Source organism: Enterococcus sp. DIV1767 (genome assembly GCF_050542585.1).
Lineage (GTDB): Bacteria > Bacillota > Bacilli > Lactobacillales > Enterococcaceae > Enterococcus_D > Enterococcus_D innesii.
The window spans coordinates 2,055,620-2,075,930 of record NZ_CP172936.1; the positions used below are offsets into that span (position 1 = coordinate 2,055,620).

The following is a 20,311-nucleotide window of genomic DNA, read 5'->3' on the forward strand; positions in this document are numbered from 1 at the left end:
TTTCTAAAAAATCAAACAATACGAATGAAAAGAATGGTATTTTAAAAAGACTCTAGTTTACTCTCTCGTTATTCTCTTCTAGATAGCTTCAATGCAAAAAAAAGCAACCCAGTCGATGGATTGCTTCTTTGATAATTATCTTTTCCGTCCCAAAAAGAACGATACGACAGCCACGAAAATGACTGCGCCAATGATTGCCGGCACGATTGCCATTCCTGCCACTTGTGGTCCCCAAGTGCCGAATAAGCCTTGTCCGATTGATGCGCCCACAAGTCCTGCCACGATATCAAAAATGCAACCGCGTTTTTCTCCTGCGATAGCACCGCCGATCGACCCGATGACCGCTCCCACGATCAATGTCCATAAAAAGTGCATAATAACCCCTCCTAAACTTTCTTATAAAAAGGGTAACACATTGAGAATCAATTGGAAAAACATATGCTCTCTTGTTATTTTCTACGGGTAATTGCCCGTTTCAAGATATCGAAAAAGCCAAGAGAATGAACCATATGATCTGGGTCAACGTATTCGCGAATTGCCCGCAGAACTTTTTTTGGTTCTTTTGATGAGAAGGTATACGTCCCATTCTTTTTGGTCCGAATCGCATAACGTGGGATCCAACGTCCTTTGAACAAGACCGAAGCGATCACATAGTCGACGTCTTCCCAAGGAATTTGAATAAACTTGCGTTTGTCACGATCATTGTAAAACTCAAAGGCATTATCGCCGATCATGATTTTGCCGTATTCATTGATACCTAAAAAAGACGTAGCATCGATCGTCAAATCAACTTTTGTATTAAGGGATTGTACCATTTGCGCTTACTCCATTCTATATCGTCTTATTGTTACCTATTATACGTGTTTGCGGCATATTTGGCGAATAAATAAAAAGATGCTTGGGTTCCCCCAAGCACCTATCATTGAAAAGATTATAACAATCCGATCAAGTGTCCACCGATACCGACTAAGAATAGACCGATAATAATGACGATTGGAGAAACTTTTTTCTTCAATAACCACATACATAACAAAGTAAGCAATAGTGCAGCTAAACCAGGAATCAATTGATCCAAGTTGTTTTGCAATGTTGTTACTTTTGTATCAGTCAATGCACGGCCTTCAGCTACTTGTTGGAAGGCTTGTTGCAAACCAGCTGAACCGGAAGGCAAGTTTGCCCAGTCGACATAGGCACCTTCATCAAGCGGTACGCTTGAGACAACTGGTGCAAAGGAAATCGATACCCAACGTTGAACAAGTGACCCTAATACGAACATCCCTAAAATAGAAGCACCTTTTGTTACATCTTGTAGCAAACCACCTGAAAGGTCATCAGTGATTTTAGAACCAGCACGGTAGCCGAATTCTTGTGTGTACCACATAAATGCCCAACGGATGATGTTCCAAGCAACGAAGAAGATGATTGGGCCTAAGATGTTTCCGCCTAAAGCAAGAGAAGCACCTAATGCACCTAACATCGGACGGACAGTAAACCAGAACACAGGGTCACCGACACCGGCTAAAGGACCCATCATCCCAACTTTTACCCCTTGGATCGCTACGTCATCGACAGGCGCGCCATTGGCACGTTCTTCTTCTAACGCTAGTGTTACACCTAAGATTGGTGATGCGATATATGGGTGAGTATTAAAGAATTCTAAGTGACGCTTTAAAGCAGCGGCACGGTCTTCTTTTGTTTTGTATAATTTTTTGATTGCTGGAATCATTGAGAATGCCCAACCACCATTTTGCATACGTTCATAGTTCCATGAACCTTGAATGAAGGTAGAGCGCCATGCTACGGCTAAACGATCTTTTTTATTTAATTGAATTTTTTCTGCCATTTTTTTCTCCTCCTTCGATTCTAATAGTCATTCAAGATATCGCCTAGAGGGTCGCCAGTGTTGCTGCCGCCGCCTCCATTTGATGATCCGCCCATTTTAGTTAGGTTCAAGTAGATCAATGCGATTGCTACTGCCAAGGCACCGATAGCGATCAATGTCAATTCAGAGATAGCTGCGATAACGAAACCGATAATAAAGAATGGCCATACTTCGCGAGTTGCCATCATGTTGATAACCATTGCATAACCAACGGCAACAACCATACCACCACCGATAGCCATACCATCAGTCAACCATGCAGGCATTGATTCTAAGAAGTTTTGAACAGTTGCAGCAGGGATTGCCAACAATGCAGCTGCAGGAATCGCAATACGAACCCCTTGCATACATACAGCGATCACGTGCCACATTTCAATTTTACGAATGTTGCCTTCTTCAGCAGCCGCATCCATAAAGTGAACGATTGGCACAGCCAATGTACGAACGATCATTGTCAAGAACAAACCAGCAACAGCTAGAGGGATTGCAACGGCAATCGCTGTATCAACACCAGCAGTTCCTTGTCCACCTAAAACTAAAATAATTGCAGATGCAACAGACGCCAATGCAGCATCAGGTGCAACAGCGGCACCGATGTTTGCCCATCCAAGTGCGATCATTTGTAATGATCCGCCCAAAATGATACATGCTTCCAAATTACCGGTCACTAAACCGATCAAAGTACACGCGATTAGCGGTTGATGGAATTGGAATTCATCCAAGATCCCTTCCATACCAGCTAAAAAGGCAACGAGTACTACTAATACCATAGATATAATAGTCATGATAGACCTCCTATTTAGTTGAATACGTTTCTATTTATTTGCCAATTCATTTTTGGCTTTGCGTAAGATTTCGTCCATGTTGTCTCGAGAGTCATTTGGTACTTTACGCACATCGAATTTGATGCCGCGTTCTTTTAGATCTTCAAATGTCTTCACATCATCTGTACCCATCGACAATACTTTACTTACAACAACTTTCCCAACAGAGTGAGCCATTGAACCAACGTTCACTTCAGTGATGTCAACGCCACCTTCAACAGCGCGTAATACATCTTGTGGGTTTTCAAATAATAGTAAAGCTTTCGTATTCCCGAAACGAGGGTCTTTAGAAACTTCGATCATTTTATCCACTGGAATGACGTTCGCTTTTACTCCTGGAGGAGCTGCTTGTTCGATCAGTTTTTTACGCAAGTCATCTTTTGCCACCGCGTCAGAAACAACGATGATCCGAGATGGATTGACTGATTTTGTCCAAGCTGTTGCGACTTGACCATGCAACAAACGTGAATCGACACGTGCAAGTACGATTTTGATTTTGCCATCGCCTAGAACAGTTCCCGGAGGAAGTGATCCTTTAGGTTGATCGTCTTGCACTGCTTTTGGTGCTGCCGCTTCTTCTGGTTCAAGCTCTTCTGGTTTGACCTTGACCCCTTCTTTAGCTGTTTCAACGATATGCGCAGCGATTTCATGCGCTGTATTCATTGAAAAACGTGAAGCATAGGCTTCGATCACCATTGGTAAATTCATACCAGCAACGATTGCCCATTTGTCTTTGTGATCTTCAAACAAGCTGTTCGCTTGGTTGAAAGGAGTACCACCCCAAAGATCAACTAAGAATAATACTTCTTCTTGATCGTCAAATGTAGCAATTGCTTCTTGCATTTTTGCCTTGATGTCATCTGGACCTTCACTTGGCATCAATGTAACAGCTTTAACATTTTCTTGTTCGCCGAAGATCATTGAACCAGATTGCAAAATGCCGTTAGCAAATTCTCCATGACTTGCTAGGATAATTCCTACCATCTTTTTACCTCCTATATCAAAATTGAAAAATGTGACACGAATACGAAAGAAAAAACAACATCGAAAAAATTAAGGGTGACTACCTTCTTTTTCCAAAATATCCTTCAAAAAGATTTTACGATCAGCTGGAACTTTGCGTATCTCCACTTCAATGCCTTGGTTTTGCAAGTAAAGCAATGAAGCAAGATCTTGATCATTGACTGACACGAAATTAGTGATCATCCGTTTTCCCATTGAAAAGCTCATGCCGCCGATATTGACGGAACGAATGTCAATGCCTCCTTTGACCAGAGTCACGACATCTTGAGGGTTGGTAAATAATAACATGACTTTTTGCGTATTAAATAATGTGTTATGCGCCACCTCAAGCATTTTTGCTACTGTCACCACATTGGATTTGATTCCTGGTGGAGCAGCTTCTTTCAAGAGAAACTTCCGTAATTGGTCATTTGCGACCTCATCACTGACCACGATGATTCGATTGATACCAGTCATTTTCGACCAAGCTGTGGCGACCTGACCATGAATCAACCGATCGTCGATTCGGGCAAGACGTATATCCATTCCCATTGTGCAAGCCTCCTACATCCATCGATCCGCTTTTCATATTGAGGATCTGTTCTTTTTTCAATCACCTCCTGTATCCACTTATATAGAAGCAAGAAGCGTGCCAAGTTTTTACGATACACTATTCTTGAAAAAACCTTAAGAATCAGCATTTGAATAATACACTAAAAAAGATACACTAAAAATACTGTATCTTTTTTAGTGTATCTGTATTATTTTTCATGATTATTGGTATTGCTCTTTTTCCCGATGGTTCTTTACGAGTTCCATCAAGTAATACTCTTCCGCATCAGGAATCTCAATATTCATCAAACGACTAAACGACTGGACATGGACATGAAGCAGTGCGTAAAGTGGGTCCGAACGCATCGCCTCTAACTCTTTCTCCCCAACTGTTAACGGCTGCCGCAAAATGATTCGTTCCAGCATACCTGCACTATGCATGACAAAGTTGATCAAAAAGCCTTGCTGCGCTTGCCCTAATTCAAGATCACGAATGATCTCCTGGCTGAACTTCCATAAAGGATCGACCACTTTTTTCGGATTGATATACGTAAAGTTTTCTTCTAGATACTGGACGCAGATTGCTTTCGCCTGTTGGTCATCCAGCTGAACTTCATCTTCAAAACTCAAATCGTTCTCTAATAGGATATCATCTAACAAAAGATCGACATCTTGGTCAATAAAACGTTCCAGCGAAATAAATGGCGCATCTATATGGGGATCGATGATCCCCGTTGCAGCAATCAATCGATAACGCTGTTGAATCTGTTCCAAATCCGTTCTTAGATCCGCCACCGATAAGGTCACCACTTCAACATTTTGGTTTTGCCGTTTTGACAATGAACTTTGGATCAATTCTTTGATACGCTGCGCCGTTCCTTTTCCTGAAGCACAGACCGCTAAGATCGCTTTAGGGTGGTGGTTTTGTGTCACTGGTTCTTCCACAGTGACCGCTCCATATCCACGGAACTTCCGTAACGAATCATACAGTTGATCGAGGTCCGTTCCAATAACCGATGCTTTACGGACCGTCTCAAGGACGATGGAGGTGGTCACCATGTCGACTGTCCGCACAGCCACGCCTGTTTCCCGCTGGATCTCATTATTAAAGGTCGCTAAAGACCCCATATCGACTAACAGGATCACTCCGCTACCGTCATTGACAGCACGCACACTATCCACGATTTTTTTCAACGCCACAGCTGGTGGCATATCTAATGGCATGTCCACCGCGGTAACTTGATCGACTTCCAGCAATTGTTTGACCACTTGTACCATGCTACTGGCTGTGCTGTTGCCGTGGGCTGCAACGACGACGCCGATTTTCCCAGAGGAATGAGAGGTTCTAAGAGAAACCAGAAGAACCGCTAAATAATAAGATTCGCTCTCCGGAATCGCCACTTGGAAACTATCACCAATAAAATCGCGGACTTCTTTGGCGACTTCAAACTCTTGCGGATAGTCAGCTACCATCTGACGAATATTGTCATTGGTTTGTCGTTCTTCTCCTAGATGGATTTTTTTCAAAAATGAGCTGATGTGTAAGCTCATGGCATAGATGAAGTTTTGCTGAAAATCGTAATTTAAGCGTTGTCGAACCATCTCATAGATTTGATTTGTTACACTGATCACTTTCTGGTCGACAAATTCACTTAATTTATTGACCGAGTTAAAGGAAAACCCGTGATCTTTATAAAAAGACTTTAAGTGAACATTAATATCTGTTGAGATAAAATGATTGATCGCCTCTTGGTCTAACCCATCTGCTTTTAGCAAAGCAGCCTTGTCGCCGATAATATCGTAAAGATTATAAGGCAATTCATAGGAATCTGATTGGATATTGTTTAAGTTTTGATTCGGCTGAACACTAATTTTCGGTTCAAGGATCTTTGAAAGCTCTGCCAGCTCATTGCGACGATTTCCCAAGACGATCAACCCTGAACGGATCCCTTCTGGAAGATCCAATAAATCGATTTCAATTTCATCCTGCTGCATATGGTTTAGAAATCCACGAGCACAAACAAGTTGCACGTTCGACTTCAATTGCCCGATATTCCCAAAACTAACACTGCCGATCAGTGCTTTGACCACATCTTCTGTCAAGGTGATCGTCCGTTGGATGCGGGTCGCCTCTTGCCCAACTAATACCCGAACAAGGTCGACTTTTTCTGACGCCGGTCGTTTTTCAAAGAAAGGCAATTGAATGTTAATGGGAATCCGCCGGGTGAAGGTATCTAAGAGTGTTGAGTTGGGGTCTTCCGTAGTCGCTCCAACGATTCGGACATTCGCTTGATGGTTTTTGCCTGTCTCTCCTAGACGACTGAAGGTTCCATGATCCATAAAGTAAAAGATCATTTCCTGACCTTCTGGTGGTAAGCGATGGATCTCATCGAGAAATAGCATACTTTCATCTGCTTGATCGATAATACCGATTTTCTCTTGATCGGCACCCGTAAATGCGCCTCGCACATAACCAAACAAATGACTCATCAAAAGTTCCGGATTATTCGCATAGTCCGCACAGTTAAAGACAATCAATTCTTTGTCCTCGGCAATCACCTGATTGCTTTTGGCAAACTGAAACATCGCATGGGCAAAGTAGGTTTTCCCAGAACCTGTAGGACCTGTAATCAAGCAGTTTAGCCCCTTTGGCGGATACAAAATCGCTGCTTTGGCTTGCTCAACGGCGTTTTTCATACTGCCATTGGCACCAATGATTGTCGCAAAAATATCCCGGTCAGAAGGTTTTCCTTGTACTCGCTGAGGGAAAGCTTTTTCCCTTTGGGGACGATTTTCTTTATAGCTTGGGACATACTTTTCCGAACTGCTTGCGTCAATACCTGCTGCCCAATAGCGCACAGGACGTGAATCACTTTTTTCAACGCGTCCTTCTTTGACAAGCTGATTTAAATCTTTACTGGCATTACTGCGCTGAATGGCTAAGTGATCGGCAACCTCCGAAGTAGACAACCCCTTTTTCTCCCCTAAGCCGCTCCGCGTGTTTTCAAGGATATATTGATAGATACGTTCGATTCGCTTGCCCAACAGCTTCGCCTCCTTGTTTTTCCACTTGAATACTTTACTCATTTTTCTATAAAAAAGCAACTTTTTTCCACATAGAAAAAACAAAATGCTTTGCATTTAGTAGCAATAGAAAAAATTTCCACCTGTTACTTTCAGCATAAAGCATTTTGCCAAAAAAAGATATTCAAAAGTCAGGATGCGTTAGGCTTTTTCATTAGGAATGAACGCTGGCACCTGGTCTGGAAATCGTTGTAGTTCTTTTTGCATCCATATCACATCGTGCCATTGATTGAACTTATAGCCGACATGCGCAAAATCAGCAACTTTCCGATACCCAAGTTTCTCATGAAAAGCCTCGCTTTGTTGATTGCCTCCTGTAATACACGCAGTCAGATTGACCACGTTTTGCGCTTTTAATTTCCCCTCAAGCGCTTGGTAAAGAGCGGTACCGAGCCCTTTTGCTTTGGCATCTGGGGCTAAATAAACGGTTACTTCAACGGTCCAATCATAGGCTGCTCGTTCTTTATAGGCTGATGCATAGGCATAACCGACGATTTCACCAGCCTCTTCTGCAACGAGATACGGGTAGCGTTTCAAGGTCTTGGCGATGCGTTCCGCGAATTCTTGAACCGTGGGCACCTCCGTTTCAAAGGTAATCGGTGTATTATCTACATAATAAGCATAGATTGCTGTCAAGGCTTGGGCATCTGCAATCGTAGCAGAACGTATCGTCATAGAATCCCTTCTTTCAATAAATTTTTTCCAGTATACTCTTTCTAAAGAAAAAAAACAATCCGCTTTTGACGGATCATTTCCTAGTTATTGATGATTTAGCGGGCTTTTTCAGCGCCGCAATACACGGTGAGATGTTGTGGCAGCACCTGTACTGTGATTGGTAACTCAGGTCCTGGATCGCCATCGACATTCGTTTCGATCGTTGCCCCATCCTCCAAACGAATCGCAGCTTTATCAAAGGTTTGATAACCAAGAACATCATTTGATTCCGTAACTCCTTTGAGAAGCTCAGGCACACCTTTGACAGTTTCCCAAAGATTCGTATCCTTCAAGTAGATCAGATGCAATTTTCCGTCATCGGTACTCGCTTTAGGTAAAAGAGATTCAAAACCGCCAATCGTATTCGATGACCCAACGATCATCGTACTACTTTCCACAGCGATCGTCGTTTTTTCGCCATTATTTTCGGCGATCACTTCAAACTGATGACTTTCATTTTTCCGCACTTCCCGTAGACCAGAAACAAAATAGGCCATTTTTCCCAGCTTGGTTTTTTCTTCAACTTCCACATTGTTGATCGCTGCCGGAATCATACCGATCGCCACCACATTGGTAAAATAAGCTTGATTGACCTGCCCAATATCGATTTTGCGGGTGTGATCCACTGCAAATGATTCGATGGCTTCCTTGGGATCTAGTGGAATCGCTAATGCTCTGGCTAAATCATTTACTGTTCCCAGCGGGAAGAAACCGAAATTTGGTCGTTTGTCATGAGGGGCTAAGCCATTGACCGCTTCATTGACGGTACCATCACCGCCCATTGCGAAGACACTGTCAAATTCTGCTGCCGCTTCAGAGGCAAAACGCGTGGCATCTCCTTCTTTTTCGGTATGTTTGACTACGACTTCCGCAAAGCTTTCCCGCAACTTGTCTGCTGCCATTTCCTCAAATTCTTTCGCTTGCTCACCACCAGAACTTGGATTGACAATCAATAATGCTTTCATAAAACAGCCTCCTTGTTTAGGTTCATTTTCTATAAATCCAGTATAACAAGTTTCACAAAAACTGTCTTAAACAACCTCCACTCCTCCGCTGCAAAAAAACACAGCCTATTTAGACTGTGTTTTTTCGAGTACGCACTTCATTTTATTAAACCAATCGTTTACGCAAGCGCCCAGAAATAAAATCAATGATCGTGACCGTCACAACGATCCCCAATAAAATGATCCCCACGCGGCTCCATGAACGTGCATTGATAGCAAAGATCATCGGTGTACCGATCCCGCCTGCCCCTACGATCCCTAAGATCGAAGCCGAACGGACAGCCAGTTCAAATCGATACAAGGTAAAAGATAGAAATTCTGGGATCAGTTGTGGCAATGTCGCAAAGCCTAATACATCCCAGCGACTTCCTCCCGCACTAATGACGGATTCCGAGGGACCATGGTCCATGTTTTCGATCGCTTCACTGTAAAGCTTTGCCAGCATCCCAATGGAATGGACACTGACCGCCAAGACGCCAGCAAAGGAGCCCGGACCTACCGTTTTGATAAACATAATGGCTAAGACGATTTCTGGAAACGTTCGAATCGCCGTCAGCACGATTTTCCCAAATCCCGATAACCAGCGAGGGCTGTTTTTGCTGCGCGCCGCCCAAAAGGCAAAAGGAATACTTAATAGTGAGGATAAAAACGTACCCACAAAGGCGATCGCAACGGTTTCAATCATCAAGCTGATCAAATCTTCGCCATCACCGGTATAAACATAGCCCCAATCAGGATGGATCAGCCCATAAAAGATCGAGCCGACAATTTGACCGACATTTTCTTTGACGCCGGCAAAAGGTACACCAGCGAAAGCCCAAATATAAAGGAAGATAACGACTACTGCGATCAGCCAATTCCGTATTTTTTTCTTTTTCGGTTCTGCTGGCAACATCATAACAATCGCTCCCTTAATCTATTACTGATGGTATCAATCACCAAAACAACTGCAAAAATCACTAAGACGATAATCGACGTCTGGTCATATCGAAACTGGCTTAAAGATCGTTGTAAGAAAACACCGATTCCGCCTGCGCCGATATACCCAAGAATCGTCGATGCCCGCACATTGATCTCAAAGGCATAAAGCAAGTAACTGAGAAAATGGCTCATGACTTGCGGTACGACTGCATAGCGGATGATATCAAACTTCGATCCTCCAGAAGCCGTGATCGCTTCGATTGGACCCTCATCAATCGTTTCAATCGACTCATAAAACAATTTGGTGATCATCCCAAAAGAAAACACAGAGATGGAGATCACCCCGGCTACGGGACCGATTCCGACAATGGCAACAAATAAAGCCGCCAGCATCAAATCAGGTACTGTCCGAATGATATTTAAAACAAAACGGAAACAACCGCTGATCCAATGATTCGTCATGATATTTCGTGCTGCTAAAAGTGAAAACGGAAAGGCCGCCAGTGCACCAAAGGTTGTACCGATGATCGCCATTTGGATCGTTTGCAAAATCGGCTCAACAATGATTTTGGCATATGCCCAATCAGGATGAGCCATCTTTTGTAAAATGACATTCATTTGACTGCTGTTGCTAAAGAACCGTGCCAAATCAACGCCAGAAATAGAGCCGCTAACGAACAATACCACTAAAAAAATGACGAGCCACAGAACATTTTTCCATAGTCCGCTGCGTTTCGGCAACGTATTTGTCGTCATTGTCCTGCCCCTTCCTGCTCTTCCATGATCTCGCTACCATAAATCTGTTTCAATCGCTGATCGGTCGCTTCACTGACAGGGCCATCAAAAACCAAGCCCCCATCTCGTAACCCGATGATCCGTGTGCCGTATTCTCTTGCCAATTGGACAGAATGTAAATTGACTACGATAGTGATACCCAGATCTTGATTGATCCGTTTTAAGTCATTCATGACTTTTTCAGTGGTTAATGGATCTAATGATGCAACCGGTTCATCCGCTAAAATAATTTTTGGCTCTTGCGTCAACGCACGGGCAATCGAAACCCGCTGCTGCTGACCGCCAGACAATTCATCGGCTCGGGTATAGACTTTTTCTGCTAAATTGACCCGCTGCAGTGAGTGATACGCCAACTCTTTGTCCGCTTGCGGAAACAGACCCAGCAGCATTTTGATCGTGGGATGATAAGCCACCCGCCCCGTTAAGACGTTTCGCAAGACACTCGAACGTTTCACCAAATTGAAGCTTTGGAAAATCATGCCAATGTCTCGACGAATCAAGCGTAGCTCTCTTCCTTTTGCTTTTGTGATCGACTTGTTATCGATTAAAATCTCGCCACTTGTGATCTCGTGCAGTCGATTGATGGAGCGCAACATCGTTGATTTGCCTGCACCGGATAAACCCACGACGATGACAAATTCTCCTTTTTTGATATCGATGTTCAAATCCTTCAACCCCAACACCCCATTGGGGTATTGCTTGGTCACATTTTGAAATGAAATAATCGTTTCGTTCTCTAGAGCCATGATTCTCCTACTTTCTTTCCATTAGATAAAAATTGCTGTCCATTCGAAAAGGGTACCTCAAGTACCGGTACCCTCCCGATCTATTCATCTATTATTGTCCGACTTGTTCCGCATACTCTCTTACAATGTCGAAATTGCTGTCTTGTGAAACAACGTATCCTTCATGCGAGTAAATATCAGAGATGATTTGTTTTCCTTCTTCATCTTTTCCGATCGCGATAAAGGCATCTTGGATTTTTTTGTCCCACTCTTCACTCATATCGCTGCGAACACTGATCGTATCGTTCGGGATCGGTTCGGTAAAGTACATTGGCTCTACCTCATCCATAATTTCAGGGTAATCATTTTTGACCGTGTTACGGGCATCTTCAAAAACGAAGGCCGCGTCAACGTCGCCATTCAAGACAGATAAGACCGCTTGGTCATGGCCTTTGACTTGAACAGTCGTCACATCCGTATTGATATCGATGCCTGCTTTTTTCATTTCTGCTACTGGCCAAACATAACCGGCAGAAGAAGTAACATCTTGCGTGGCAATCGTTTTGCCTTTTAAATCTTCCAACTCTTTGATGTCACTGCCGCTTTTTACGACGATCATTGAACGATAGCTATCAACCAATTCATCCGTTGATTCGCCACCAGGCTGCTTGATGCCATAACGCTGCGCTTGCAACAGTACCTTAACATTGCTTTGTTCATTTGCTAAAACGTAGGCATTCGGTGGTAAAAAGCCGACATCTACTTGTTTCGAAGCCATTGCTTCAACGATTGTATTGTAGTCAGTGGAAACACTCACTGTGACTGGAATCCCCAATTCATCACTTAATAATTGCTCAAGTGGTTTTGCTTTTGCTTCTAATGTTTCTGCTGCTTGTGATGGGACAAATTGAACGGTCAACTTTTCTGGTACATATCCTGCTTCCTCAGCCGCCGAGTCAGTGCTTGTTCCACCTGAGCCACATGCCGCCAGCGTAACTGCCGCCACCAAACCTAAACCAAACATTGCCGTTTTCTTCCAAACTTTCATCACTTTTTCTCCTTTTCATTAAAAAAATCGAACTCATGGAATTCCGAACTTTCCTTTTTGATTATAAAAAACCAACGAATTAAAAACAATCTTTTTCGAATTACGAACGTTTTCTTTTTTGATAATGTTCGTGTTTTGACAGAAATCATTCGTGAGCACATTCTCAATAATTAACGTTTTTCGAAAGTTTCTTTCCATTTGTTCTACTTCCTCAGAGTATCAAATGAATATAAGGTTTATGTTATCAACGTGTAAAGATTCCGTTAATCGCAAAAGGAACTTTGTGAAGAACAAAGCATGGATATACTTGCAATTCTTGCCCTAAGTGCACAAAATTTCTTAAAACGTCTAACCAGAAGATGACCGCACACTTTTTTTAACGAAACAACACAAAAAAAACAGAGGATTCCCTTAAGAACCTCTGCTTTTGACCTCATTCTCTTACTGTAAAAAGAGTCATTTACCCTTGATCCGTTGGCAGCTGCAACAAGAGTACATGCTCGTTCTCAATCATTTCACCCGTCAAAACAAAGCCATTGCGTTCGTAAAGCTTCGTTGCGATCTCGTTGCCATCCACAGCGGAGATCCTTAATTCTTGCGCTTGGATATGGGTTTTGAACCAATCTAACCCAGCAAGAAACGCCTGAGTGCCTAACCCTTGATTTTGGAATTTTTCTGCGATCATAAACCGCTCGATCCACCACGAAGCTTTTGGATAATCCTCATCCGCCTCGTAAAAACTAAATAGGATAAAGCCGACCATTTCCTCACCATTGTATAGGGCAAATGCCTGACGAGGTTCCTCATAGATCGCCTCTAACATTGAGTACCAATTGGGCGCAACAAAGTCTTCTTGCTCCTTCGTTGTCTTCAAATTCATACACGCACGATAGTTTTCCTTCGTGATTTCTTTTAATTGAATCATTGCTTCGCTCCTTTTAAAAGTCATTAATATTGACTATTTTGTTAAAACGGTTTCATTGATGTATAAAAAAACACCCAGGTTACTTTTACGTAATCTGGATGTCATTTTCTTATGCTTCTTGCGCTACTGGATAAACAGATACTTGTTTTTTGTCGCGGCCTTTACGTTCGAAACGAACAACGCCGTCAACTTTTGCAAACAATGTATCATCTCCACCGATACCTACGTTTACCCCTGGGTAAATTTTAGTACCGCGTTGGCGATAAAGGATTGATCCCCCTGAAACGGTTTGACCGTCAGCACGTTTCGCACCTAAACGTTTTGATTGAGAGTCACGTCCGTTAGAAGTAGAACCCCCACCTTTTTTGTGAGCGAAGAATTGCAAATTCATTTTCATCAACATGAGATGCACCTCCTAGTTTTCTTTAGTAGTTTTGATTTGGATATAATCGTTGTACTCTTCTTGAACTGATTGCAAGCCGATCAACAAATTCTCTAAAAGAATTTGTGCGATATTCGACTGCTCTTGGGTCAAACGAGAAGGCAGTGTGACTAATAAGTACCCACCATTTTCGTTATCTGCTTCAACTTTTGGCGCAACGCCAGCCAAAGCATCGATCCCATTGACTGCACTGATCGCTAAAGCGGATGCTGCAGCACAGACGATGTCTTTGCCGTATTCTCCTGCTTGTGCGTGTCCAGCCAGTTCAAAAGAAACAATCCGACCAGAGTCATTTCGTTTGAATGTCCCTTTGATCATATTCGTTACCCTGCTTTTCGTAAGAATTAAGCGTTGATCGCGTCAATAACAACTTTTGTGTAAGGTTGACGGTGACCTTGTTTACGGTGTGAATGTTTTTTAGGTTTGTATTTGAAAGTTACGACTTTCTTTTGTTTGCCGTGTTTTTCAACAGTCCCTTCAACAGTTGCTCCTGCAACGATTGGGGCACCTACTTTTGTTGATTCGCCACCTACTAAGATAACTTCATCAAAAGTAACCTTTTGTCCAGCTTCAACGTCTAATTTTTCAACGTAGATTGCTTGACCCACTTCAACTTTTACTTGTTTCCCACCAGTTTTGATAATTGCGTACATGCTCTACAGCACCTCCTTATAATATACTTAGACTCGCCATCCCAAGTGACTTTCGTACTTACTACTTGTTCTGTGCGGTTGTAGCTGTGGAGTCCACAATTACAACAGATTAACTTTATCAAAATGTTTTCCTAAAGTCAATCACTAATTAGGGAAAAGACAGAATTCTTTTGCTACTAGTCATTTCCTTTTGTGCATTTTTTATTTTCTATTACTATAGAAGAAAGAGCACAAGTGAAACAGAATTGGAGGAGTTTTCATGCAATACCCCAAAGAATTAGCCATTGCCGTTCAACAGGCGTCCCGCAATTATCCATTGGAAGGATTTGTTCCCGGTCAAGGACCGCTGCAGCCAAAACTGATGATCGTTGGTGAAGCCCCTGGTCGAACCGAAATCGAGAATTTTATTCCTTTTAGCGGACAAGCAGGAAAAGAATTGATGAAATCGTTGGCTTTAGCCGGTTTGACCCGTGAGGATGTCTACATCACTAGCGCTGTCCGCAGCCGCCCATATTCCGTCAAAGAACGGATCAACAAGCGCAGCGGTGCCCATGAGATCGTCCATCCCAATCGTACACCTACCAAAAAAGAAGTCTTGCTACACGCACCGCTGCTTGACTACGAGTTGTCCGTTGTAGATCCGCCCGTCATTGCAACTGTTGGCAATATCGGACTGCAGCGATTATTAGGCAACGCCTATTATATCAAAGACCACCATGGCGAAGTGATCCGTTCCAAAATACAAGAAAGCAATCCGACAAAGGATGGCTATCAATGGTCGGAAAAAGAATATTTGATCGTGCCGATGTATCATCCCGCTGCGATCTTTTACAATCGAACGTTGACTCCGCAAATCGAAGCTGATTGGCGAGGGTTAAGAAACATTCTCTCACAAATAACAGCCGACGAATAACGACCAGTCCCCTAGCCCTATTGCCAATACGCTGGAATCGTCTGCTCATAGGCGGTGATTTTCGCCTCTTCCTGCAAGGTGATACTGATTTCATCGAGACCGTGGATCAATTTGTGTTTCCAGGTAGCATCGATTGCAAAGAAATGCTCCTCCCCGGCAACGGTCACACATTGCCTCGGCAAGTCGATGCTGATTTTTTCAGAAGCAGGCAGCGAAGCGATCCTTTGGCGAACAGTCAATGGCAGCTCGATCGGCAGTAGCCCATTTTTGGTGGCATTCATATAGAAAATATCACCGAAGCTACCAGCAATCACGGCTTTGAAGCCGTAATCCAACAGCGCCCAAGCCGCATGCTCTCGAGAAGAGCCAGAACCAAAATTATCACCAGTGATGAGGATTTGAGCGGTCTGATATGCTGGATCATTCAAGATAAATGCTGGATTAGGCTTGCGTTGCGGTAAATAGCGCCAATCGTCAAATAAAAATTCGCCAAAGCCCGTTTTTTCGACGCGCTTCAAATAATTTTTCGGTAGGATTTGATCGGTATCAATATTGTCATTCATCAAAGGCAGCGTCGTACCTTCAAATTGCGTAAAAGCTTCCATTAACCAACACCTCCAACCACTTCTCGGACATCGACAAAACGACCATGAATCGCAGCTGCTGCTGCCATCGCTGGACTACAGAGGTGCGTCCGCGCGTTTTTCCCTTGCCGTCCAACAAAATTCCGATTTGACGTGGAGGCACAGTGGACGCCTTCTGGTACTTTATCAGGATTCATTCCTAAGCACATGGAACAGCCAGGCTCTCGCCATTCAAAACCAGCCTCAATAAAGACTTTGTCTAAACCGATCGCTTCCGCTGCTTTACGAACAGGGCGTGAACCAGGAACGATAATACCAGTGACCCCTTCTTTGATGGTTTGACCTTTCAAAATCGCCGCTGCCTCTTGCAGATCAGACAAACGACCATTGGTACACGATCCAATAAAAATGTATTCAATGGGGATATCAGCAGCTGTCTGTCCAGGTTGCAGCGCCATATATTCATAGGCTTGCTGATCATTGTGATCCCGCACTTCAGGAAACGCTTCGCTGACCGGTACCCCCATTTCTGGATTGGTTCCCCAAGTGATGTAAGGTTCTAAGGTTGCTGCGTCTAAGGTGATCAGGGCATCATAATTGGCATCTTCATCGGTATAAAGGGTTTGCCAATCAGCCACCGCACTGGCAAACGCTTCCGGCGCAAAGCGTCGATCCTTCACATAAGCAAAGGTCGTTTCATCAGGTGCGATCAAGCCCATTTTCGCCCCACCTTCGATCGACATATTGCAAATCGTCATGCGTTCTTCCATCGTCAGGCTACGGATCGTTTCGCCAAAGAATTCTACGGCATAGCCGCCACCAAAATCAGTGCCATGGGTCGCAATCAATGCCAAAATAATATCTTTGGCGTACACCCCCGGCTGCAGGTGACCTGTGATCTCAACGCCCATCCGTTTCGGTTTTGTCTGCCAAATCGTCTGTGTCGCAAAGACATGCTCCACTTCACTCGTACCGATCCCAAACGCGATCGCGCCGAAAGCGCCATGGGTGGCAGTATGGGAATCACCGCAAACGATCGTTTTTCCTGGTTGCGTCAAGCCTACTTCTGGGCCAACCATATGGACAATTCCTTGGTTGGCAGAGCCATTGTCACACAATTCGATCCCAAAATCATGACAGTTTTTACGTAACGTATCCATTTGCTTTTTTGCAACCAGATCGGTGATAGTAAAAATATCTTTGGTAGGCACATTATGATCCATCGTTGCGAAGGTTTTTTCGGGACAACGGACGGTCCGTCCCGCTTGCCGCAACCCTTCAAAGGCTTGCGGTGTCGTCACTTCATGGATCATATGCAGATCGACGTAAAGCAGCTGCGCCTGCCCTTCTTCTCCTGTGATGACATGCCGATCCCATAGTTTATCAAACAGCGTTTTCCCCATAATTGCTCACTCCTAACTGTGCAATAACCGCTTCTGTAAAGGCAGTTGTCGTTGCCGTACCACCTAAATCGCGGGTCAAGATCCCCGCATCCATTACCTCGTAACAAGCACTTTCGATGGTATCCGCCAGCTCTTCCTCTTGAAAGGACTCTCTTAGCATCATGACGACAGACAAAATCATGGAAACCGGATTGGCGCAATTTTGCCCAGCAATATCCGGTGCCGAGCCATGAATCGGTTCATATAAAGAAACCCCTTCTGCGCCATGACTTGCGCTAGGCAGCACTCCTAATGACCCTGGCAAAACCGAGGCTTCATCACTTAAAATGTCGCCAAAGAGATTTTCTGTCACGATTACATCAAAGTCTTTGGGATTTTGGATGATTTTCATAGCGGCGGAATCAACATATTGATGAGTCAACTGACAATCTGGAAATTCTTGTGCTATTTCTTCCGCTAATCGGCGCCAAAGTCGGCTAGTCGCCAACACATTTGCTTTATCGACAGAGAGAACCCGCTTCTTCCGCGTGCGGGCGATCTCAAAGGCTTTACGCAAAATCCGTCGAATCTCTGCTTGATGATAATGATTGATGTCGTAGGCTTCTTCAGGTTTTTCTGCTTTTTCGCCAAAATAGATACCACCAGTCAACTCACGAACGATGACAAAATCTGTCCCCCGAAGGATCGCTTCTTTGATGGGAGACAAAGCAATCACCGCATCAACTACTTTGATGGGTCGAATATTGGCGTATAGCCCTAATGCTTGACGCAGATTCAAAAGTCCTTTCTCGGGTGTTGTCGGTGCGTTTTCCCAAACTGGATCACCAATGGCTCCTAAAAGGATCGCATCCGCCTGCTGGCAAGCTTGTAGTGTTTCTTGCGGCAATGGCTCTCCAGTAAGTGCCAGCGCCGCACCACCAAATGGCCGCTGGTCAAAATGAAAGCGTTGAAGATGGTCTGGACAAGCCTCTTTCAATACCGCAAGGGCACTATCCATAATTTCTGGTCCAATGCCATCTCCTGCTAAAACAACGATCTTTTTCAAACAAGGACACCTCGTTTCTTCAATGCAGCGCTGGCCTGCACATAAGCTTTGGCTGACGCCTGCAAGACATCAAAGTCTAAGCCGATCCCGCTGATTTTTTCATTGGTTTCCTGGCATTCAATAACCACGTGCACTTCCGCTTGCGCATCTTCCCCACTGGTCAAGGCAGTGATCTCATAGTTCAACAGCTTCGGCTGCTGCTGGAAAATCTGATCGATCGAGTTGTAGATTGCTTGGATACTGCCGGCACCGATAGCTGATGCCACTTGTTTTTCCTCGTCTTTGATGATAGAAACCACCGCTCCTTGATGGCCATTGGACACGTATTGTAGCTGAACGGCGTCCAACTCGCAGCCGCCTTCTTGGCTGCGGCCTTGATCGGCCATCAAAGCCAGCAAATCTTGTTCGGTCACTTGCTTCTTTTTATCTGCCAATTCTTTGAAGCGTTTAAACAATTCGTTGGTTTCTTCTTGGTCAAACTGGTAGCCCAGTTGCTGCATTTTATCGATAAACGCATGGCGGCCAGAAAGTTTGCCTAAAGGCAACGAGTTAGTTTCTACCCCCACCAACTGTGGGGTAATAATTTCGTAGGTCTCAGGATTTTTCAAGACGCCATCTTGATGAATCCCAGATTCATGAGCATAGGCATTGCCGCCGACGATCGCTTTGTTTTTCGGTACCGTGATCCCAGACAAACGTGCCACCAGATCGCTGGTGCGTTTTGTTTCGTTTAACTTGATGTTGGAGGTAGCCTGATAGAAATCATTGCGAATATGCAACGCCAGCGCCACTTCTTCTAGTGCGGTATTGCCCGCTCGTTCGCCGATCCCGTTGATCGTTCCTTCCACCCGATCAGCACCATTTTCGATAGCTGCCAGCGCATTGGCTGTCGCCATTCCCAAGTCATCATGACAATGGGAAGAAAAAATGATCGGCTGCTCACTCTTGATATTGGCGATCAAATAGGCAAAAAGCGCACCATATTCCGTAGGATTGGTAAACCCTACTGTATCGGGCACATTGATGATCGTCGCGCCGGCATCAATCGCTGTTTGAACCGCCTCAAGCAAGAAGGCCTTGTCGGTGCGGGTGGCATCTTCTGGCGAAAATTGAACTTTTTCAAAGCGTTCACGGGCATAAGCCACATGTTCTTTGATGGAAGCGAGTACTTCTACTTTCGTCATATTCAGCTTGTACTGGCGATGCACCTCACTCGTTGCTAGAAAGACATGGATCTGGGGATCGATGGCTTGATGAAGAGCTTCATAGGCACGATCAATGTCTTTTTTCTGACAACGGGCAAGTCCTGCAACGGTCATTTTCGTCACCGCCCCAGCAATCGCTTGGACTGCTTGAAAGTCTCCTTCTGATGCAATCGGAAAGCCTGCTTCGATCGTATCGATCCCCCATTTTTCTAATTGCAGCGCCAGTTGAACCTTCTCTTTTGTATTGAAGTTGACGCCCGGGGTCTGTTCACCGTCTCTCAATGTCGTATCAAAAAACTGGATTTTTCTCATCACTAGTTCCTCCTAAGCTTTTGTAGATGCACGATTGGCTCGATATCATTCAAACACCATTGAAAAAATGGTATAAAAAAAGCACTCCATAAAGGGTTTCCTTCATGCAATGCGAATAGGACTCTTCAAATGATGCCTTAAAAAGGCGGGTCATAGAAAAAGAGTCCTTACGATAATAATAATAAAAATGCTGCTGTTTGTTTCAATCGTTTATCCATCGTCGTCACCTATCACTTTTTTTATCTTGTTATGAAGATACCAAACAGCAGGTTCCTCTG

The 20,311-nt window shown here is 44.1% G+C and carries 22 protein-coding genes and 1 other annotated feature; of the genes, 1 reads left to right on the forward strand and 21 read right to left on the reverse strand.

All coding sequences use genetic code 11. The annotated features are described in order from the left end of the window. Positions 1–135: 135 nt before the first annotated feature. The 17 genes from IGI78_RS09875 to rplU form a co-directional block, all read right to left on the reverse strand. The gene (locus IGI78_RS09875; RefSeq protein ID WP_005225767.1) at positions 136–375 is read right to left on the reverse strand and encodes a GlsB/YeaQ/YmgE family stress response membrane protein; all 240 of its coding nucleotides are present in this window, start codon (positions 373–375) and stop codon (positions 136–138) included. Positions 376–449: 74 nt separating this feature from the next. After that, entirely contained in the window at positions 450–815 is a 366-nt protein-coding gene (locus tag IGI78_RS09880) for a DUF956 family protein (protein WP_005235348.1), read from the reverse strand. 116 nt (positions 816–931) lie between these two features. After that, entirely contained in the window at positions 932–1,843 is a 912-nt protein-coding gene (locus IGI78_RS09885) for a PTS system mannose/fructose/sorbose family transporter subunit IID (RefSeq protein WP_005235347.1), read from the reverse strand. A 20-nt stretch (positions 1,844–1,863) separates the two neighbouring features. After that, on the reverse strand, positions 1,864–2,667 hold the full coding sequence (locus IGI78_RS09890; RefSeq protein WP_081118064.1) for a PTS mannose/fructose/sorbose transporter subunit IIC: 804 nt from the start codon (positions 2,665–2,667) through the stop codon (positions 1,864–1,866). A 30-nt stretch (positions 2,668–2,697) separates the two neighbouring features. Then, the gene (locus tag IGI78_RS09895; protein WP_096741307.1) at positions 2,698–3,690 is read right to left on the reverse strand and encodes a mannose/fructose/sorbose PTS transporter subunit IIA; all 993 of its coding nucleotides are present in this window, start codon (positions 3,688–3,690) and stop codon (positions 2,698–2,700) included. A 69-nt stretch (positions 3,691–3,759) separates the two neighbouring features. Then, positions 3,760–4,254 (reverse strand): PTS system mannose/fructose/N-acetylgalactosamine-transporter subunit IIB, encoded by a 495-nt coding sequence (locus tag IGI78_RS09900; protein WP_026008065.1) that lies wholly within the window; start codon positions 4,252–4,254, stop codon positions 3,760–3,762. 228 nt (positions 4,255–4,482) lie between these two features. Then, complete coding sequence (locus IGI78_RS09905) at positions 4,483–7,305, reverse strand: sigma-54-dependent transcriptional regulator (protein ID WP_086292166.1); 2,823 nt, start codon at positions 7,303–7,305, stop codon at positions 4,483–4,485. Between the two features lie 180 nt (positions 7,306–7,485). Further along, entirely contained in the window at positions 7,486–8,019 is a 534-nt protein-coding gene (locus IGI78_RS09910) for a GNAT family N-acetyltransferase (protein WP_144771672.1), read from the reverse strand. Positions 8,020–8,114: 95 nt separating this feature from the next. After that, a complete protein-coding gene (locus IGI78_RS09915) occupies positions 8,115–9,023 on the reverse strand; it encodes a diacylglycerol/lipid kinase family protein (protein WP_144771673.1) in 909 nt (302 codons plus the stop codon). Between the two features lie 145 nt (positions 9,024–9,168). Then, positions 9,169–9,960 (reverse strand): phosphonate ABC transporter, permease protein PhnE, encoded by a 792-nt coding sequence (gene phnE, locus IGI78_RS09920; protein WP_081118059.1) that lies wholly within the window; start codon positions 9,958–9,960, stop codon positions 9,169–9,171. Further along, complete coding sequence (phnE, locus tag IGI78_RS09925) at positions 9,957–10,739, reverse strand: phosphonate ABC transporter, permease protein PhnE (RefSeq protein WP_005235330.1); 783 nt, start codon at positions 10,737–10,739, stop codon at positions 9,957–9,959. Before phnE (IGI78_RS09925) ends, phnE (IGI78_RS09920) begins: the two co-directional genes overlap by 4 nt. Further along, a complete protein-coding gene (gene phnC / locus IGI78_RS09930) occupies positions 10,736–11,524 on the reverse strand; it encodes a phosphonate ABC transporter ATP-binding protein (RefSeq protein WP_430617978.1) in 789 nt (262 codons plus the stop codon). Before phnC ends, phnE (IGI78_RS09925) begins: the two co-directional genes overlap by 4 nt. A 91-nt stretch (positions 11,525–11,615) precedes the next feature. After that, positions 11,616–12,551, reverse strand: a complete 936-nt coding sequence (gene phnD / locus IGI78_RS09935; RefSeq protein WP_195264999.1) for a phosphate/phosphite/phosphonate ABC transporter substrate-binding protein — start codon at positions 12,549–12,551, stop codon at positions 11,616–11,618. A gap of 460 nt (positions 12,552–13,011) precedes the next feature. Continuing rightward, complete coding sequence (locus IGI78_RS09940; protein WP_081118057.1) at positions 13,012–13,476, reverse strand: GNAT family N-acetyltransferase; 465 nt, start codon at positions 13,474–13,476, stop codon at positions 13,012–13,014. A 109-nt stretch (positions 13,477–13,585) separates the two neighbouring features. Beyond that, positions 13,586–13,879 carry a 50S ribosomal protein L27 gene (gene rpmA, locus IGI78_RS09945; RefSeq protein WP_003126181.1) on the reverse strand — a complete coding sequence of 98 codons (294 nt, stop codon included), beginning with the start codon at positions 13,877–13,879 and terminating at the stop codon, positions 13,586–13,588. A 12-nt stretch (positions 13,880–13,891) separates the two neighbouring features. Beyond that, on the reverse strand, positions 13,892–14,236 hold the full coding sequence (locus tag IGI78_RS09950; RefSeq protein WP_005225752.1) for a ribosomal-processing cysteine protease Prp: 345 nt from the start codon (positions 14,234–14,236) through the stop codon (positions 13,892–13,894). A 26-nt stretch (positions 14,237–14,262) separates the two neighbouring features. Further along, the gene (gene rplU / locus IGI78_RS09955; protein WP_005225751.1) at positions 14,263–14,571 is read right to left on the reverse strand and encodes a 50S ribosomal protein L21; all 309 of its coding nucleotides are present in this window, start codon (positions 14,569–14,571) and stop codon (positions 14,263–14,265) included. Positions 14,572–14,590: 19 nt separating this feature from the next. Then, positions 14,591–14,661 (reverse strand) — a sequence feature (ribosomal protein L21 leader region). Positions 14,662–14,830: 169 nt separating this feature from the next. Here rplU and IGI78_RS09960 point away from each other — a divergent pair. After that, complete coding sequence (locus tag IGI78_RS09960; protein ID WP_081118056.1) at positions 14,831–15,484, forward strand: uracil-DNA glycosylase; 654 nt, start codon at positions 14,831–14,833, stop codon at positions 15,482–15,484. A 17-nt stretch (positions 15,485–15,501) separates the two neighbouring features. On the opposite strand, the gene leuD is transcribed toward IGI78_RS09960, so the two are convergent. The 4 genes from leuD to IGI78_RS09980 are packed head-to-tail and all read right to left on the reverse strand — an operon-like array spanning position 15,502 to position 20,033. After that, positions 15,502–16,089, reverse strand: a complete 588-nt coding sequence (gene leuD / locus IGI78_RS09965) for a 3-isopropylmalate dehydratase small subunit (protein ID WP_140964934.1) — start codon at positions 16,087–16,089, stop codon at positions 15,502–15,504. Continuing rightward, entirely contained in the window at positions 16,089–17,471 is a 1,383-nt protein-coding gene (gene leuC, locus IGI78_RS09970) for a 3-isopropylmalate dehydratase large subunit (RefSeq protein WP_195264998.1), read from the reverse strand. The genes leuD and leuC overlap by 1 nt, the downstream gene beginning before the upstream one ends. After that, positions 17,452–18,516 (reverse strand): 3-isopropylmalate dehydrogenase, encoded by a 1,065-nt coding sequence (leuB, locus tag IGI78_RS09975; RefSeq protein WP_195264997.1) that lies wholly within the window; start codon positions 18,514–18,516, stop codon positions 17,452–17,454. The genes leuC and leuB overlap by 20 nt, the downstream gene beginning before the upstream one ends. Beyond that, entirely contained in the window at positions 18,513–20,033 is a 1,521-nt protein-coding gene (locus IGI78_RS09980; RefSeq protein ID WP_195264996.1) for a 2-isopropylmalate synthase, read from the reverse strand. Before IGI78_RS09980 ends, leuB begins: the two co-directional genes overlap by 4 nt. Positions 20,034–20,311 lie beyond the last annotated feature (278 nt).

Bases quoted from the DNA above. Each gene is read 5' to 3' on its own strand.
- IGI78_RS09875 (WP_005225767.1), bottom strand. From the start codon at position 375: ATGCACTTTTTATGGACATTGATCGTGGGAGCGGTCATCGGGTCGATC.
- IGI78_RS09880 (WP_005235348.1), bottom strand. From the start codon at position 815: ATGGTACAATCCCTTAATACAAAAGTTGATTTGACGATCGATGCTACG.
- IGI78_RS09885 (WP_005235347.1), bottom strand. From the start codon at position 1,843: ATGGCAGAAAAAATTCAATTAAATAAAAAAGATCGTTTAGCCGTAGCA.
- IGI78_RS09890 (WP_081118064.1), bottom strand. From the start codon at position 2,667: ATGACTATTATATCTATGGTATTAGTAGTACTCGTTGCCTTTTTAGCT.
- IGI78_RS09895 (WP_096741307.1), bottom strand. From the start codon at position 3,690: ATGGTAGGAATTATCCTAGCAAGTCATGGAGAATTTGCTAACGGCATT.
- IGI78_RS09900 (WP_026008065.1), bottom strand. From the start codon at position 4,254: ATGGATATACGTCTTGCCCGAATCGACGATCGGTTGATTCATGGTCAG.
- IGI78_RS09910 (WP_144771672.1), bottom strand. From the start codon at position 8,019: ATGACGATACGTTCTGCTACGATTGCAGATGCCCAAGCCTTGACAGCA.
- IGI78_RS09915 (WP_144771673.1), bottom strand. From the start codon at position 9,023: ATGAAAGCATTATTGATTGTCAATCCAAGTTCTGGTGGTGAGCAAGCG.
- phnE (WP_081118059.1), bottom strand. From the start codon at position 9,960: ATGATGTTGCCAGCAGAACCGAAAAAGAAAAAAATACGGAATTGGCTG.
- phnE (WP_005235330.1), bottom strand. From the start codon at position 10,739: ATGACGACAAATACGTTGCCGAAACGCAGCGGACTATGGAAAAATGTT.
- phnC (WP_430617978.1), bottom strand. From the start codon at position 11,524: ATGGCTCTAGAGAACGAAACGATTATTTCATTTCAAAATGTGACCAAG.
- phnD (WP_195264999.1), bottom strand. From the start codon at position 12,551: ATGAAAGTTTGGAAGAAAACGGCAATGTTTGGTTTAGGTTTGGTGGCG.
- IGI78_RS09940 (WP_081118057.1), bottom strand. From the start codon at position 13,476: ATGATTCAATTAAAAGAAATCACGAAGGAAAACTATCGTGCGTGTATG.
- rpmA (WP_003126181.1), bottom strand. From the start codon at position 13,879: ATGTTGATGAAAATGAATTTGCAATTCTTCGCTCACAAAAAAGGTGGG.
- IGI78_RS09950 (WP_005225752.1), bottom strand. From the start codon at position 14,236: ATGATCAAAGGGACATTCAAACGAAATGACTCTGGTCGGATTGTTTCT.
- rplU (WP_005225751.1), bottom strand. From the start codon at position 14,571: ATGTACGCAATTATCAAAACTGGTGGGAAACAAGTAAAAGTTGAAGTG.
- IGI78_RS09960 (WP_081118056.1), top strand. From the start codon at position 14,831: ATGCAATACCCCAAAGAATTAGCCATTGCCGTTCAACAGGCGTCCCGC.
- leuD (WP_140964934.1), bottom strand. From the start codon at position 16,089: ATGGAAGCTTTTACGCAATTTGAAGGTACGACGCTGCCTTTGATGAAT.
- leuC (WP_195264998.1), bottom strand. From the start codon at position 17,471: ATGGGGAAAACGCTGTTTGATAAACTATGGGATCGGCATGTCATCACA.
- IGI78_RS09980 (WP_195264996.1), bottom strand. From the start codon at position 20,033: ATGAGAAAAATCCAGTTTTTTGATACGACATTGAGAGACGGTGAACAG.